The organism is Bacillus sp. ABA4_010 (genome assembly GCF_056159105.1).
Window position 1 is genome coordinate 2,481,046 of the sequence record NZ_JBSWUN010000003.1, and the last position, 12,604, is coordinate 2,493,649.

General features: G+C 37.9%; 16 protein-coding genes. 5 read left to right on the forward strand and 11 right to left on the reverse strand.

What is annotated here, in order from left to right:
• Nucleotides 1–69: 69 nt before the first annotated feature.
• Nucleotides 70–249, reverse strand: a complete 180-nt coding sequence (locus ACXAEO_RS13510; protein WP_474881849.1) for a YozD family protein — start codon at nucleotides 247–249, stop codon at nucleotides 70–72.
• Nucleotides 250–401: 152 nt separating this feature from the next.
• Between ACXAEO_RS13510 and ACXAEO_RS13515 the strand changes: the two genes are divergently transcribed.
• The gene (locus ACXAEO_RS13515; protein WP_474881852.1) at nucleotides 402–605 is read left to right on the forward strand and encodes a hypothetical protein; all 204 of its coding nucleotides are present in this window, start codon (nucleotides 402–404) and stop codon (nucleotides 603–605) included.
• Here the strand turns inward: ACXAEO_RS13515 and ACXAEO_RS13520 are convergent, their stop codons facing one another.
• Entirely contained in the window at nucleotides 606–1,298 is a 693-nt protein-coding gene (locus ACXAEO_RS13520; protein WP_474881853.1) for a hypothetical protein, read from the reverse strand.
• A gap of 235 nt (nucleotides 1,299–1,533) precedes the next feature.
• On the reverse strand, nucleotides 1,534–1,749 hold the full coding sequence (locus ACXAEO_RS13525; RefSeq protein WP_474881856.1) for a YozE family protein: 216 nt from the start codon (nucleotides 1,747–1,749) through the stop codon (nucleotides 1,534–1,536).
• A 390-nt stretch (nucleotides 1,750–2,139) separates the two neighbouring features.
• Here ACXAEO_RS13525 and ACXAEO_RS13530 point away from each other — a divergent pair, with 390 nt between their 5' ends.
• Nucleotides 2,140–3,174 (forward strand): acyltransferase family protein, encoded by a 1,035-nt coding sequence (locus tag ACXAEO_RS13530; RefSeq protein WP_474881858.1) that lies wholly within the window; start codon nucleotides 2,140–2,142, stop codon nucleotides 3,172–3,174.
• A gap of 257 nt (nucleotides 3,175–3,431) precedes the next feature.
• Nucleotides 3,432–4,271: an aminotransferase class IV gene (locus ACXAEO_RS13535; RefSeq protein ID WP_474881860.1), complete on the forward strand. Its 840-nt coding sequence runs from the start codon at nucleotides 3,432–3,434 to the stop codon at nucleotides 4,269–4,271.
• A 104-nt stretch (nucleotides 4,272–4,375) separates the two neighbouring features.
• On the opposite strand, the gene ACXAEO_RS13540 is transcribed toward ACXAEO_RS13535, so the two are convergent.
• Nucleotides 4,376–4,645, reverse strand: coding sequence for a YokU family protein (locus ACXAEO_RS13540; protein ID WP_474881862.1), 270 nt, complete (start codon nucleotides 4,643–4,645; stop codon nucleotides 4,376–4,378).
• Between the two features lie 14 nt (nucleotides 4,646–4,659).
• Nucleotides 4,660–6,081 (reverse strand): lysine 2,3-aminomutase, encoded by a 1,422-nt coding sequence (kamA, locus tag ACXAEO_RS13545; RefSeq protein WP_474881864.1) that lies wholly within the window; start codon nucleotides 6,079–6,081, stop codon nucleotides 4,660–4,662.
• Nucleotides 6,082–6,560: 479 nt separating this feature from the next.
• On the opposite strand from kamA, the gene mscL reads away from it, so the two are divergent.
• Complete coding sequence (gene mscL / locus ACXAEO_RS13550) at nucleotides 6,561–6,941, forward strand: large conductance mechanosensitive channel protein MscL (RefSeq protein WP_474881866.1); 381 nt, start codon at nucleotides 6,561–6,563, stop codon at nucleotides 6,939–6,941.
• Between the two features lie 49 nt (nucleotides 6,942–6,990).
• Here the strand turns inward: mscL and ACXAEO_RS13555 are convergent, their stop codons facing one another.
• The 3 genes from ACXAEO_RS13555 to ACXAEO_RS13565 all read right to left on the reverse strand — a co-directional run bounded on the left by ACXAEO_RS13555 (nucleotide 6,991) and on the right by ACXAEO_RS13565 (nucleotide 9,273).
• Complete coding sequence (locus ACXAEO_RS13555; RefSeq protein WP_474881869.1) at nucleotides 6,991–8,394, reverse strand: ATP-binding protein; 1,404 nt, start codon at nucleotides 8,392–8,394, stop codon at nucleotides 6,991–6,993.
• Between the two features lie 257 nt (nucleotides 8,395–8,651).
• On the reverse strand, nucleotides 8,652–9,104 hold the full coding sequence (locus ACXAEO_RS13560; RefSeq protein WP_474881873.1) for a hypothetical protein: 453 nt from the start codon (nucleotides 9,102–9,104) through the stop codon (nucleotides 8,652–8,654).
• Nucleotides 9,097–9,273 carry a hypothetical protein gene (locus ACXAEO_RS13565; RefSeq protein ID WP_474881876.1) on the reverse strand — a complete coding sequence of 59 codons (177 nt, stop codon included), beginning with the start codon at nucleotides 9,271–9,273 and terminating at the stop codon, nucleotides 9,097–9,099. Before ACXAEO_RS13565 ends, ACXAEO_RS13560 begins: the two co-directional genes overlap by 8 nt.
• A 246-nt stretch (nucleotides 9,274–9,519) precedes the next feature.
• On the opposite strand from ACXAEO_RS13565, the gene ACXAEO_RS13570 reads away from it, so the two are divergent.
• The gene (locus tag ACXAEO_RS13570) at nucleotides 9,520–10,260 is read left to right on the forward strand and encodes a DUF4397 domain-containing protein (protein ID WP_474881879.1); all 741 of its coding nucleotides are present in this window, start codon (nucleotides 9,520–9,522) and stop codon (nucleotides 10,258–10,260) included.
• Nucleotides 10,261–10,336: 76 nt separating this feature from the next.
• Here ACXAEO_RS13570 and ACXAEO_RS13575 read toward each other — a convergent pair whose 3' ends face one another.
• From ACXAEO_RS13575 to ACXAEO_RS13585, 3 genes are all read right to left on the reverse strand, one after another.
• A complete protein-coding gene (locus ACXAEO_RS13575; protein WP_474881882.1) occupies nucleotides 10,337–10,909 on the reverse strand; it encodes a YpmS family protein in 573 nt (190 codons plus the stop codon).
• A gap of 12 nt (nucleotides 10,910–10,921) precedes the next feature.
• Entirely contained in the window at nucleotides 10,922–11,749 is an 828-nt protein-coding gene (locus tag ACXAEO_RS13580) for an SGNH/GDSL hydrolase family protein (RefSeq protein ID WP_474881886.1), read from the reverse strand.
• Between the two features lie 182 nt (nucleotides 11,750–11,931).
• Nucleotides 11,932–12,495, reverse strand: coding sequence for an SCO family protein (locus tag ACXAEO_RS13585; protein ID WP_474881889.1), 564 nt, complete (start codon nucleotides 12,493–12,495; stop codon nucleotides 11,932–11,934).
• Nucleotides 12,496–12,604 lie beyond the last annotated feature (109 nt).

The following is a 12,604-nucleotide window of genomic DNA, read 5'->3' on the forward strand; positions in this document are numbered from 1 at the left end:
ATAACTTTCATGCGAACAAGAACCAAAAACAAAACGACGAGTTACCCTCGTCGTTGTTTTCGTTTTTCATTAATCGAGATCTGCATCAGCTTCTTCATCAATGATGCATTTTTCCAGCAAATAATCAAACGTAATGTCTGCAAGCTCTTCTAATTCGTATTCTGCTGGTACAAATCCTCGCTTTACTAGTTCATTGTAAAAGAACTCTGCGATTTCTTCGGTATCAATCACTACTTCGATTTCTTTCACAACATCACCCCTTTGTAAAGATGTATGTTCAAAGCTTTCAATGTATGTCTAAAATATGGCAAACATTTTATATAGCTTGTCCATTTGCTGTTCTAAACCTCTCTTGTGCAGTCATACAATCTAGTAAAATGCATGTACAGGAGGAATGAACAATGAAAGTAATCGAAAAGGAAACAGACTTACTATACGATCAGCATACGGCAACTCAAAAAGAAAACCAGTCCATCCTGTCACTCATTGTTTATCTTCTAGATCATGAGATGATTGATGAATGGCTGGAAAAAACCTTGCACATCTTTTTATACGTAGTGGCCTGCCCGTTTACCATTTATTTATTATTTCAATTCTTTTCTTAATCATTGTTCACCCTTGTTTAATTGATCAGTCATTTTCTTCAAATGCTTTAATACAAGATTCATTACTTCTAAATATTCATCATCCTGAAACATATTGTATAACGTCTCATAATCGTTATACACATCCAACAGTCCATTAATGATTTCATCTCTCTCCTTCACTACGCGCTCTCGGTCTTTTGGCTGTTCATTTGCTTTTTTCATAGTTGGCAACAGCTCCGTTTTCTTGATTTCTTTCCCTAAGTACAAAATCTCGACATTTTGAAGATATTTTTCTGCCTTATCATGTGGAGAGACGAGAATAAGCTCTTCTTCACTTGCCTCCAGCCACTCTCCATCACTCACTCTTGATAACTCATAAACAACGTCTTCCCATGCATCCTCATGATAGCGCCATATCTCAGTTCGGATGCCGATGATCTTAAAGATTGCTTCTCCATAATTGGATACTTGCACAAGATCACCGAAAAAAAACTGATACTCAATTTCGACTCTCTCTTGTATTAAAATCTTACCTTCGTAACCTTCTAAAAACTGAAGTGACTCTTCTAAAAAAAGGCCTTCCGTTTCATTAATTTCATAAACAAACTTTCCATCCATTATTTTAATGTCTGTAATGGTGCCTACTGTTCCGTATATTGTAATGACAACTGTATCACCAATTTTAAACTTCGGCTTCTTCCCCTTTGCCATCCGTGCACCCCCTTCGCAGCCATTAACGTGTACTAAAGAAGTTACGATAGTATATGCAACAAATGCAAAATCGCGATAAAGAAGGACCAGAAAAATGTATAGAAAAAGGGTGTCAGGAAAGCCCAAACTGTGACTTTCCTGACACCCTTTTCAAAACGGTTTGTGTAACCACATATGCTTCACAAATAATTGGTTTTTGAACTTCTTTCAAACAGTTTTCGAAAACAAACGGTTTCTATTGCTCGTTTTCGTACATCTCCCATGCTTGATCAAACACGGACATACTTTCTAAATAATGACCGTTCATCTCCAAGTAGGAGCTAATTTCATGATAATCGGTCGAAGACTTTGGAAAACTATGATCATTGTAAGCTCCCCGTGCAAGTTCCCCGATTGGATCTCCCCCTCGATTATGACGATATTTCATCATGTAATGGTAAAACGACTTCATATGTATCCTCCCTGTTTCTTCTTGGTTATATTATTTAATCTATTAACGCATCATTTCACTTATTGTTCAAGACATTTTCATGATCACACTCCTGCAAAACAGCGGATTTAACATGGTCATTAGGCAGAAGTTTCTTCATTTCATTTATTACACCTTCATTAAAAATGAATAAAGTTTCTGAAACAAATGTTAGCTGTTCTTTCTTCCTTTCTATACAAAGCTGTCATATCAACGATTTCCATAGATTTCTTCCTCCAAAACATCTATTGGACAAAATGCCGTTCAACGGTTATATTATATAATCGTTGAGGCTATACTTTTGGACAGATGAAAGGAAAAGTTTGAAAAGGAGGTTTACCTTTTTAACCTTCAAGGTAATAACTAACTATTATGAATACACGAAACGCATATTTTGATAACGCCAAATTTATTTTGATTTTCCTTGTCGTGTTCGGACATACGATTTCACCTTATCGAACGAGCAACGACCAAGTTTTGTCACTTTATCACTTTATTTTTATTTTCCATATGCCTGTCTTCATTTTATTGTCAGGCTATTTTTCGAAAAACTTTAGAAAGAAAGGCTATTACAAAAAGATTTTTACAAAAGTCTTAGTGCCATATTTAATCTTCCAGACCATTTATACCTTTTATTACAATGCCATCTATGACCATCAAACGTTCACCTTACAATACTTTATTCCAAGGTGGGCAATGTGGTTTTTATTAAGTTTAATGTTTTGGAAGCTGATGCTTCCTCTTTTCGCGCGTTGGCCTATGTGGCTTGGAATGGGATGGTCATTAGGGCTAGGACTTGGAATAGGTTACATCGATTTAGAAGGATTTGAAAAAGTGTTAAGCATCAGCCGAATGTTTGTTTTCTTCCCGTTTTTCTTATTAGGCTATTATTTATCACAGAAAGACAATCCTTTCCGCAAATTATGCTCGCTAAACGGAAGGATATTCTCGAGTGGTGTGCTCATTTTAACCCTTATTTCATCCTATTATTTTCTACAAGATACTAAATATACAGATATGCTGTACGGCACGAATATGTATACAGACCACGGAGAATTTTTAATTCGCGCAGGTCAGTATGCTGTTTCGATTTTAGTATCCTTTGCTTTTATGGCTTTAATCCCAGCTAAACCACTCATGTTCACAAACATTGGCCAGCGTTCGTTATATGTATACTTGCTTCACGGCTTTATTTTGAAATGGTTTTTCACTACGGATTACGCCAAAAGCTTGCATACATCATGGGACTTCGTTTTGTTGACAATGTTAGCAGTCGTCGTCACCTTATTAACCGGAAGTAAACTCATCGACTACGGTCTTACGATACTAAAGTTATTCATCACATTTATGCTTCCGAAGAACAGACTAACAAAACTGTCTATGGCTTTAAAACGGACATTTATTTAATCAACTTTTTGTCTATAAACGGAACAAATCATGCTTCCACTCACACTAAGGAGAGCGCTGCAGCTGCTCTCCTTTTTTTATTTCTAAAAAAATACACCTGTCTTTAAAATAAAATGTTTTATTTTTTCAAATTTTTATGATAAGTTTGTTCTGTATTTTATTATGCTTGATGTAACTCAAACTCATTAAACTCATTTTGTTTCATTGGCGTCATCTACTATTCACCACGCATCAATACTAGAAAAGGGGAGAAAGTTATGGAAATTGCTTACTACGGAGGAAAATTTATTGATATTAATGACAAAGTAGTTCCGATTCAAGAGCGCGGCCATCAATTTGGAGATGGAGTATACGAAGTGATTCGTGTCTACAACGGAGTCCCGTTCATGATGGAAGAGCATTTAATTCGTCTCGAAAACAGTGCCAAAGAGATTATGATGACAATGCCGCTCACTCGTCAACAGTTAATAGATATTGTAGCAGATGGATTACAGCAGTCCGAGCTAAAAGAAGCGGAAATCTACATACAAATTACTCGAGGAATTGCTCCGCGTAATCACCTTTTCCCTGATGTTCCTGCCGAGTTTGCTATGACAATTCGCGAAGCAAGGCAAGTGTCACCAGAGAAAAGAGTATCTGGTGCATCCGTCACACTTCTTGAAGATGAACGTTGGGCGAACTGTTATATTAAATCACTAAATTTACTGCCGAACGTTATCGCTAAACAAAAAGCCGTTTCAGCTGGCCATGATGAAGCCATCTTTGTTCGAGACGGTGCCATCACAGAAGGATCTAGCAGCAATGTTTTCGTTGTAAAAGACGGAATTGTCTATACGACTCCTGCAACAAAGCGAATTCTTCACGGGATTACACGATCAGCGGTCATGACATGCGCTCAACGCCTTGGCATCCAAGTAGTTGAAAAGGAGATGGACGTTGACTTTTTCCTCTCTGCTGATGAATCGTTCTTCACAAGCACGTCTGTTGAAATTATGCCAATAGCCAAAATCGACAGCCATACACTTCCATCCAATCGACCTGTGACAACACAGCTGTACGAAGCATATCAAGCGCTTTATCAAACGGTAAACGCATAAATTTTCATCTCGGCTTCGCTATGTCTCTACAAAGGTACTTACTTATAAAAACCGCCATCTTTCAGTTAAAGAAGAGGGCGGTTTTTCCTTGTACATGGCAGCATCTATTTTAAATAGTTCCGTTTCAAGCACCTTGGCAGTTTCAAAAAATCTTCATACTCTACAGAAAGTGGTAAATATTTGCTTTCCACTAACAAAAGTTGTGTTTCAATTTTTTCCGCCACATCCTCCTCTTGATATTCTGCACCGCACAAGGAGCATTTAACAGACGGGACGCTTTTTAATTCAATGCGGCGGGATCCATCAGGCAGTTCTGAATACACCGTCGCCAGCCCGCTGATTCCTCCATCTTCCCCACACCATAAGCACTCCATTTCCATGCCTCCTTTTAAGATGATGCGTTGTCGCTATCTTCTTCCTTTTCTCCTGTCTTTTTTAATTGTGCCTGAAACTTTTTCTCCTTCAATTCATCACGCTTTTCCCGCTTTTGTTTTAAGGAAGCATGCTTCGGATCACTCTCATACGTTTTGCGGCGTTGAAGCCGCTTCAAACCTTCAGGAACTAAAGTAAACACATCATCCGTCATCAAACCCGATATTCCCGTTCGCGATTTTTTCTCATCAGCTTGCGGATAAATGGTCTTAAAATAATCATCCGCTCTTCCTGGTACATAATGTTCCGGTTCTGGATAAGCCGTAATCACACCTTCAAAATTCCTCAGCACAATTTTATCCGCGCTTTGAGACACGACATAGTTCGGCTGTAAAGCAATCTTCCCCCCTCCTCCAGGGGCATCTACAACAAAGGTCGGTACTGCATAACCAGACGTATGACCACGCAATCCTTCAATAATCTCAAGTCCTTTGGAAACAGGAGCTCGAAAATGACTGATTCCTTCTGATAAATCGCACTGATAAATGTAATACGGGCGAACTCGTATTTTCACTAAATCATGCATCAGCTGTTTCATAATCGCGACACTGTCATTAATTCCAGCCAGAATGACAGCCTGATTCCCTACCGGCACACCTGCGTTAACCAATCTTTCACACGCCTGCTTTGCCTCTTCAGTTATCTCAATGGACGTGTTAAAGTGGGTATTTAGCCAAACGGGATGATATTTCTTTAAAATGCTGCATAAATTTTCAGTAATGCGCTGCGGAAAAACGACCGGGGCACGCGTCCCAATCCGAATAATCTCTACATGAGGTATGGCTCGTAAATTTTTTAAAATGTATTCAAGAATATGGTCATTAATTAACAAACCATCTCCTCCGGAAATGAGCACATCACGAACTTCCGGTGTTTCACGAATATAAGATATGGCTGCATCTAACTGTTTTTTGGGAACCCCCATTCCAATTTGCCCTGAAAAACGCCTCCGTGTGCAATAACGACAATACATCGAGCACTGATTGGTCACTAAAAATAAGACACGATCGGGATATCGATGGGTTAATCCTGGAACAGGAGAATCTTCATCTTCATGAAGAGGATCTTCTAAATCATATTTTGTTTTGTCAATCTCTTTTCCAATTGGTACAGACTGCATTCTAATTGGACAGCGAGGATCTTCTTCGTTCATTAATGAGGCATAATAAGGAGTAATATTCAGCGGAATCGTTTTCGTTGATACTTTGACACCCTCTTCTTCTTCTGGTGTCAACTGAATTACTTTTTTCAAATCATCTAACGTTCGAATGGTGTTGGTCAATTGCCAAACCCAATCGTTCCATTGTTCTTCACTCACCTTGCTCCATAACTCCACGTCTTTCCAATGACGCTTCGGTTTATATAAGTCTTCTTGCAACAAAATCTCCTCCTTCTATCCTTGGAAATGCAACATAGCTGTTCATCCAGGAGGTATCTTTATCTTTTTCTGGATTACGAGACGGTTCACTCCGTGCTTATGGACTAGCTCTGTCCAGAAGAACAGGAAAACACTTATTATTTTTATATGTTGACATAATGGAATTGGTTATTGCTAAAGAACATCGTTTCATTGCATGGGAACAAATAGCGGAGAAATCTTTCGTCCAGGGATTTTGTATATGCTTTATAAGAGGAAGGAGAACTGTTATTCATATTTATATAGAAAAAGAACAGGTTTATAACGGACGGATAAGCCTTTAGAAGAAAAATAATGGAAACTTCCAACAATAGAGCCCTACCGACGTTCATTAGCTTACTACGCTGTTCCTTAAAGTTGGAAAATTTGAAATCTTAGACAGGTTCTATATAATACAGGTAGGACTTTTTTTCTGTTCACTATACTTGGAGGTACAAAAAATGTGGAATGAATTTAAAAAATTTGCTGTAAAAGGCAATGTCATCGATTTGGCTGTCGGGGTGATTATCGGAGCCGCCTTCGGAAAAATTGTCACATCCCTTGTCAACGACTTAATTATGCCTTTAATCGGTCTCTTACTTGGAGGAGTCGATTTTTCCAAACTCAGTTTTAAAGTTGGCGCTGCCGTCATTCAATATGGAGCCTTTTTACAAAGTGTTGTCGACTTCTTTATTATTGCGTTTTCCGTTTTCTTGTTCGTTCGTTTTTATCAAAGAATGCAGCGAAAAGAACAAAAAGCTGATGCTCCAGCTGCACCTTCATTAACAAAAGATCAACAATTATTGACTGAAATTCGAGACTTATTAAAGAATCACAAGTAGTAGCATCAATCTTTTCTAGAAAAAACAAAAAGGAAAACGTTGTCGTTTCTTAAACTTCAACGTTTTCCTTTATAAGCGGGAGAAGAATTTCGACGGTCGTTCCTTCCCCCACTTTGCTAAATACTTCCATACGACCATTGTGTTGCTCGATAATGCGGTAACTAATCATTAAGCCTAGCCCGGTGCCAGCAGGTTTCGTGGAAAAAAACGGCTCTCCAATACGGGAAAGATCTTCTTCCTTTATCCCACACCCTTCATCCTGAATGGTAATTTTCGCAGCATCATCCAGCTTCTCCAGCATGACTGTTACAATCCCTTTTGACATCGATTCTAATCCATTTTGAATAACATTAATTAGCACTTGCTTTAGCGCATTTTCTTCACCACTAATCTCAACAGATTCATCTGGAAACATCGTATTAATTTGGCAATCTTTATAACTAGCATGTGTCGCCAACAGTAACGTCACATGCTGTAAAATCTGCTTTAAGCTCGTTTGAGCATACTGACTCTCTCTTTTCGGTTTTGCCAGCGTTAAAAATTCATGAATAATAGACTCAACCCGATTTAGTTCTTCAAGCATAATATCGCTGTACTCTTCGTTATATTGCTTCGAAGCTTTCAAAAGCTGAATAAAGCCTTTAATCGCTGTCATAGGATTTCGAATTTCATGCGCAACTCCTGCCGCAAGCTTGCTGACGATGGTCAATTTTTCCGATTTATTCAGCATCTCATCATAATGTTTTCGGTCCGTAACGTCCCGAATAAAATATTGAATAGCCTCTTTCCCTTTAAACGTTACTTTGGTGGCAGAAGACTCAATGAAGACGACACCTTTCTCCGTCAAAAGCTTCATTTCTGCTCTCGGCTCAATTGGAAGGTCAAGCATTAATCGATTCATTCGCTCCTGTACAACGGAAGCATTGCTAGGATGAACAAAATCGCAAAAAAGTTTTCCTATAAACTCTTCTTTTTCTTTTCCCCCAAAAAGGCGCACCCCTGCTGGATTCATATATCGAATAATCCCGTCAGTTGTTACGATAAACGCGTCCTGACTCTGCTTAATGAATTGTTTGTATTGCTTCATTTTCCGAATAATTTCTTCTTGCTTTTGGATGTTATACGAAAATTCATTCCATTGCATGACAAATAGCGGTTCTTCATATTCTTCTATATGAAGACACTGCATATAAATATGTAAAGATTGTCCATGAACATTTGTTTTAACGAGATCAAATTTCCCATCACTTTTCATAACCTCAGTGAAATCCTCTATTGAGACCGATAGCAACTGTTCGACCTCACGGAAAATTCGTCCAATAAGCTCAGTTCGATCCACTTGGTGCAATAATAGAAATGCATCGTTAACAAATAAGATTTCCCCGCTTCGCTTCATAACAAGCGTAGGAACAATCGAAACATTAAATAACTCTTGAAATAAGAATTTCCCCATATATTCACCCTCATTTGCGAGTTCCTATCTACTAGTATAATATGGGAATATGTAATTTTGCATTATTTTTATGGAAATATTATCAAAAATGTTTTTCTATATAAATCGACCTAGAAAATGTGACATGACCAAAGAACAGTCGTGTCACATTTTCTAACCTTTGCGGGAAAACTCAAGTTGTCTGGATCAACGTTTGTGATGCTTCTCAATTGAATAGAGGTGCCGAATTATTAAGGACAACCTCTATATAGTTTCCTTTAGCTTTTAGGCTGCTGTATTCTATAAGTAAAGAAGTAAAGAAATATGAACAACATAAATAAAGGAATGACCGATTGTTTAAGTGGTTCTACTATATATCCAACAAAGGGAATGTAATACAGGTATTCTCCCTGCTTTATTTCTTGTGAATTCAGTTTTGTCTCAACGACGAACGGAATTTCTCTTTCATCATCCTGTTTCTCATTTACGATGTTATTTTCCTTCACCGCAAATTTTCTAAAAAAATTTCCGCCCTCTTCTAATGGTTTAGAAATAATAATCGCCCCTGTTGGAATATCGGCGCTGCCCTCCTGTGCCTGCTCAACAACACTAACGCGAAACCCGAACACACTTGGAATGAGCGTCACAAATAGCCACGAAAAGATAACTACATATATAACAAGCATATATCGAAATATGGAAAAAAAACGATTCGCTCTTTGACTATTCATGCTCCACCCCTCCCTCTCGTTTAACCGTTTTCTCTTTTTCCGTCCACTTATATAAAAACATTTCTACATGATCAACAGCGACCGTATATGTCGTAAAGCTACCTAGTACTAATATAAGAAGAATGCCTATAATCATGAGGCGAACTAGCGTCAAATAAAAGGCGCGCATACTCCCACTCCTTTTCCTCCTTCATCCTGCTTTCACTGTCCTTGCTTCCTCTCTTGACAGCCACTCCTGCTTTATGAAGGTTCTGTTCATTCTCATCTTATGTTTGCACTGTATAATTGGTTATTGCGCCCATCTGTAAAAACACATCATATGTTTGATTCATATGCATATATTTGTTACGTACCTTATTCACTTTTTCTTTCCACATATACAAATAAAATCCATTTAAAAGGAGCTGATCTAATAATGGATAAGTATTACCAGAAAGCCCTCATGTACGATTTGCTCGCAAACTACTATAAATACTCTGATCCACGTCTTCATATCATGTATTATCAAAAACATCTAACATATATGAATAAAATGATGACGAATGCGCACCGTTCCAAGAACGATGCAAATCATACACAGCCGATGGTACGTGTCTTCCACGCCTCTCCAGATGCACCATCCGTGGATGTATACTTAAATGGAAAGCGCATCATTCGCCACCTTACTTACAAGCAAGAAACAGATTATTTGCCTCTACCGGACGCGGGCCGATATCAAATAGACATTTATCCTGCAGGTCAAACAGATAAACCCGTATTAAGCGGAACCTTCACCTTTAACAACGGGCAAAAATATACGGTAGCCGCTGTCGGCAAGCTTGCTGATCTTGATTTACTGTTTATTTATGATAATGGAGATGTTCCTCCTGGGGAGTCGAAAGTGCGATTTATTCACCTATCACCTGATGCTCCAGCAGTTGATATTGCAGTAAAAAATGGAGACGTCGTCTTCGCTGACGTGACGTTTAAAGAAGTGACAGATTACTTGCCATTAACGCCTATGACAGTCAATCTGGAAGTTCGTGCTGCTGGAACAGACAAAGTTGTTTTAGAACTTCCCCCAATCCGTTTGCGTCCTAATCGTTCCTACACGATTTATGCTGTTGGTCTTCTGGCGGGCAAACCTAGCTTAGAAGCATTAATTGCTCAATATTAGCGCAACCGTGATTGTTCGAGCATAGAAAAACACGATGAGCAGCCTAGCTCCCATCGTGTTTTTCATATGTGCCTATTCAATAATTAGCTGTTAACGTAAATTCAATATCGTTTTTCTTTAAATCAAATTTCTTTACTTTTACTCGAAAATCACTTTTCAATTTCATTTCTTGTAAAGCAACGTACACGGACTCTTCCTTTGAATTAATTTGAACCCATTGAGGCAATGAGAAGTTATTATTCACATATTTCAACACCGTTTTAACAGGAAGGCTCAACTGACCGACTGATAACGATTCTTGCTTTAATACAAGGTTGCCATCACTTTGCACTTCCGGCTCAAAATCCATCGTAATATCAAGATTATTGCCGAACGCTTCAATCGTCCCGTATACTTCCACTTTATCCGTTAAACGAATTTCATAGTTTAAAGGTTGCTTATTAAATTCTTTTTGTAAATATTCATTGATCATGATGTTTAAATCTTCTTTCTTCGCTGTAATCCCTAAGGATACCGCTTTCGTTCCCGTCGTTTCCTGTAGAGAAAGTTCCTTTTCTTTAGAAGGTTGTAGAGCCAGTCCACCTACAATAATCCAAAACACGATGTTCGCGGCTAAAAGACTAATAAATAACCATTTCCACTTTTTCATTCTACTAACTCCTTACTCCTCTTCCGTTTTCGGCAATTCGAGCCCATTTCTCTCGCTTTGCTGTTCCAACACATATTCATTAATTCTTTGTGCCATTAATTCATACCCTTTTTTGTTCGGATGAAACTGATCTTTTGCCAATAAGGAGTCCTGCACTTGGAATACATCTTCCACACTTACATATGTCACATCCTCATAACGCTGCGCCACTTTTTCACTCGCTTCATTCCATTGTTTGACAATAACGTTAATTTCATTGACTGATTTCAATGAATGTAAAAAGGGATTATAAAAACCAACTAAATAAATGTGAGCATCTGGATTCAACTGACGCATACGACTTAACACTTGTGACAATCTTTTTTCATATTTGCTTTGTTCCTTCTCAAATGTTTCAAGAGAAATATTATAAAAAAAGTCCCGAACGACTTTCATCATATCATTTCCACCAATCGTCATGAATACAATATCCGCACGGTTTATTTGGGCGGCAATCTCCTCTTGATTTAAGCGTTCAAGTAATTGATCCGTCCGATTTCCTCGTTTCCCCAAATTAGTGACACTAACATCCGCCACCGCTTTTTGTTCGGAAATAAAGTTCACTACATGAGGCACATATCCCCCTTGTTTACTTGAATCTCCAACCCCTTCTGTTAAAGAATCACCAATTGCAACTATATTCAAATCAATTGGAAAGAAATCTTTCGGTATATGAGCTTTTACTTCAAGGTTTGCCTGCTTTTTTTGTATTTCAGAAGCATTTTTCATTAAAAAAGCGGGTGATGAACACGCCGTAAGAAGGCATGTGCAGATGAAGGCATAAAACCATTTTTTCTTCATAAAAAACACCTACGTTTTGTCTAAGTTTCACTTTAATTTCGCTATCATATTATCTTAAAATGTTTAATTAAACACTACATTCATTTTATTCATTAAGTAGAGCTTACGCCGACAATTCAACCAATAAAAAAATGGACATGTACATTTATTATACACATCCATTTTATTATGTAAATCGCTAATTACTGAAGGGCTTTGACATGTTCAATAATTTCATCGTACGGTGTATCTGATACGCCGCTGTATGTTTTCATAACCATTCCTTCTTGGTCAACTAAATAAAAGTCCGTCCCGTGAATAACTTGATTGCTTTGCTTTGGCATTTGCACAATGGTTTTAAATTGTTTTAACGCAAACTGCTCAATATGTTCTTGTTCATATCCTGTTAATAGATGCCAATTGTTTAAGTCTGCGTTGTACGTTTTCATATATTCTGTCAACACTTCTGGTGTATCATTTTCAGGATCTACACTAAATGAAACAAAGTTTACGTCCAATCCTTCATCTTTCATTTTTTGCTGCAATTTAGCCATATTTGCCGTCATCGGCGGGCAAACTGTTTCACAGTTCGTAAAAATAAAGTTTGCAATCCATACCTTCCCTTTTAAATCTGAAAGACCGAAAGCATTATTTTGTTGATCTGTATAGGTGAAATCATCCACCTTCCAGTTCAGCGGATCAGGAATTTTCGAACCGCATGCGGTTAGTAGAATGGCTGCTGACATTAGTATAAATATGGTTTTCATCCTTCTTTTTATCACTACGCTCATGCTCCCTGTTTGTTAAATTTTTACCTCTTTTTCCATTTTAACAAACTATAAAAATGGTGAAAACCTATTTCACTTGACTGTCAAA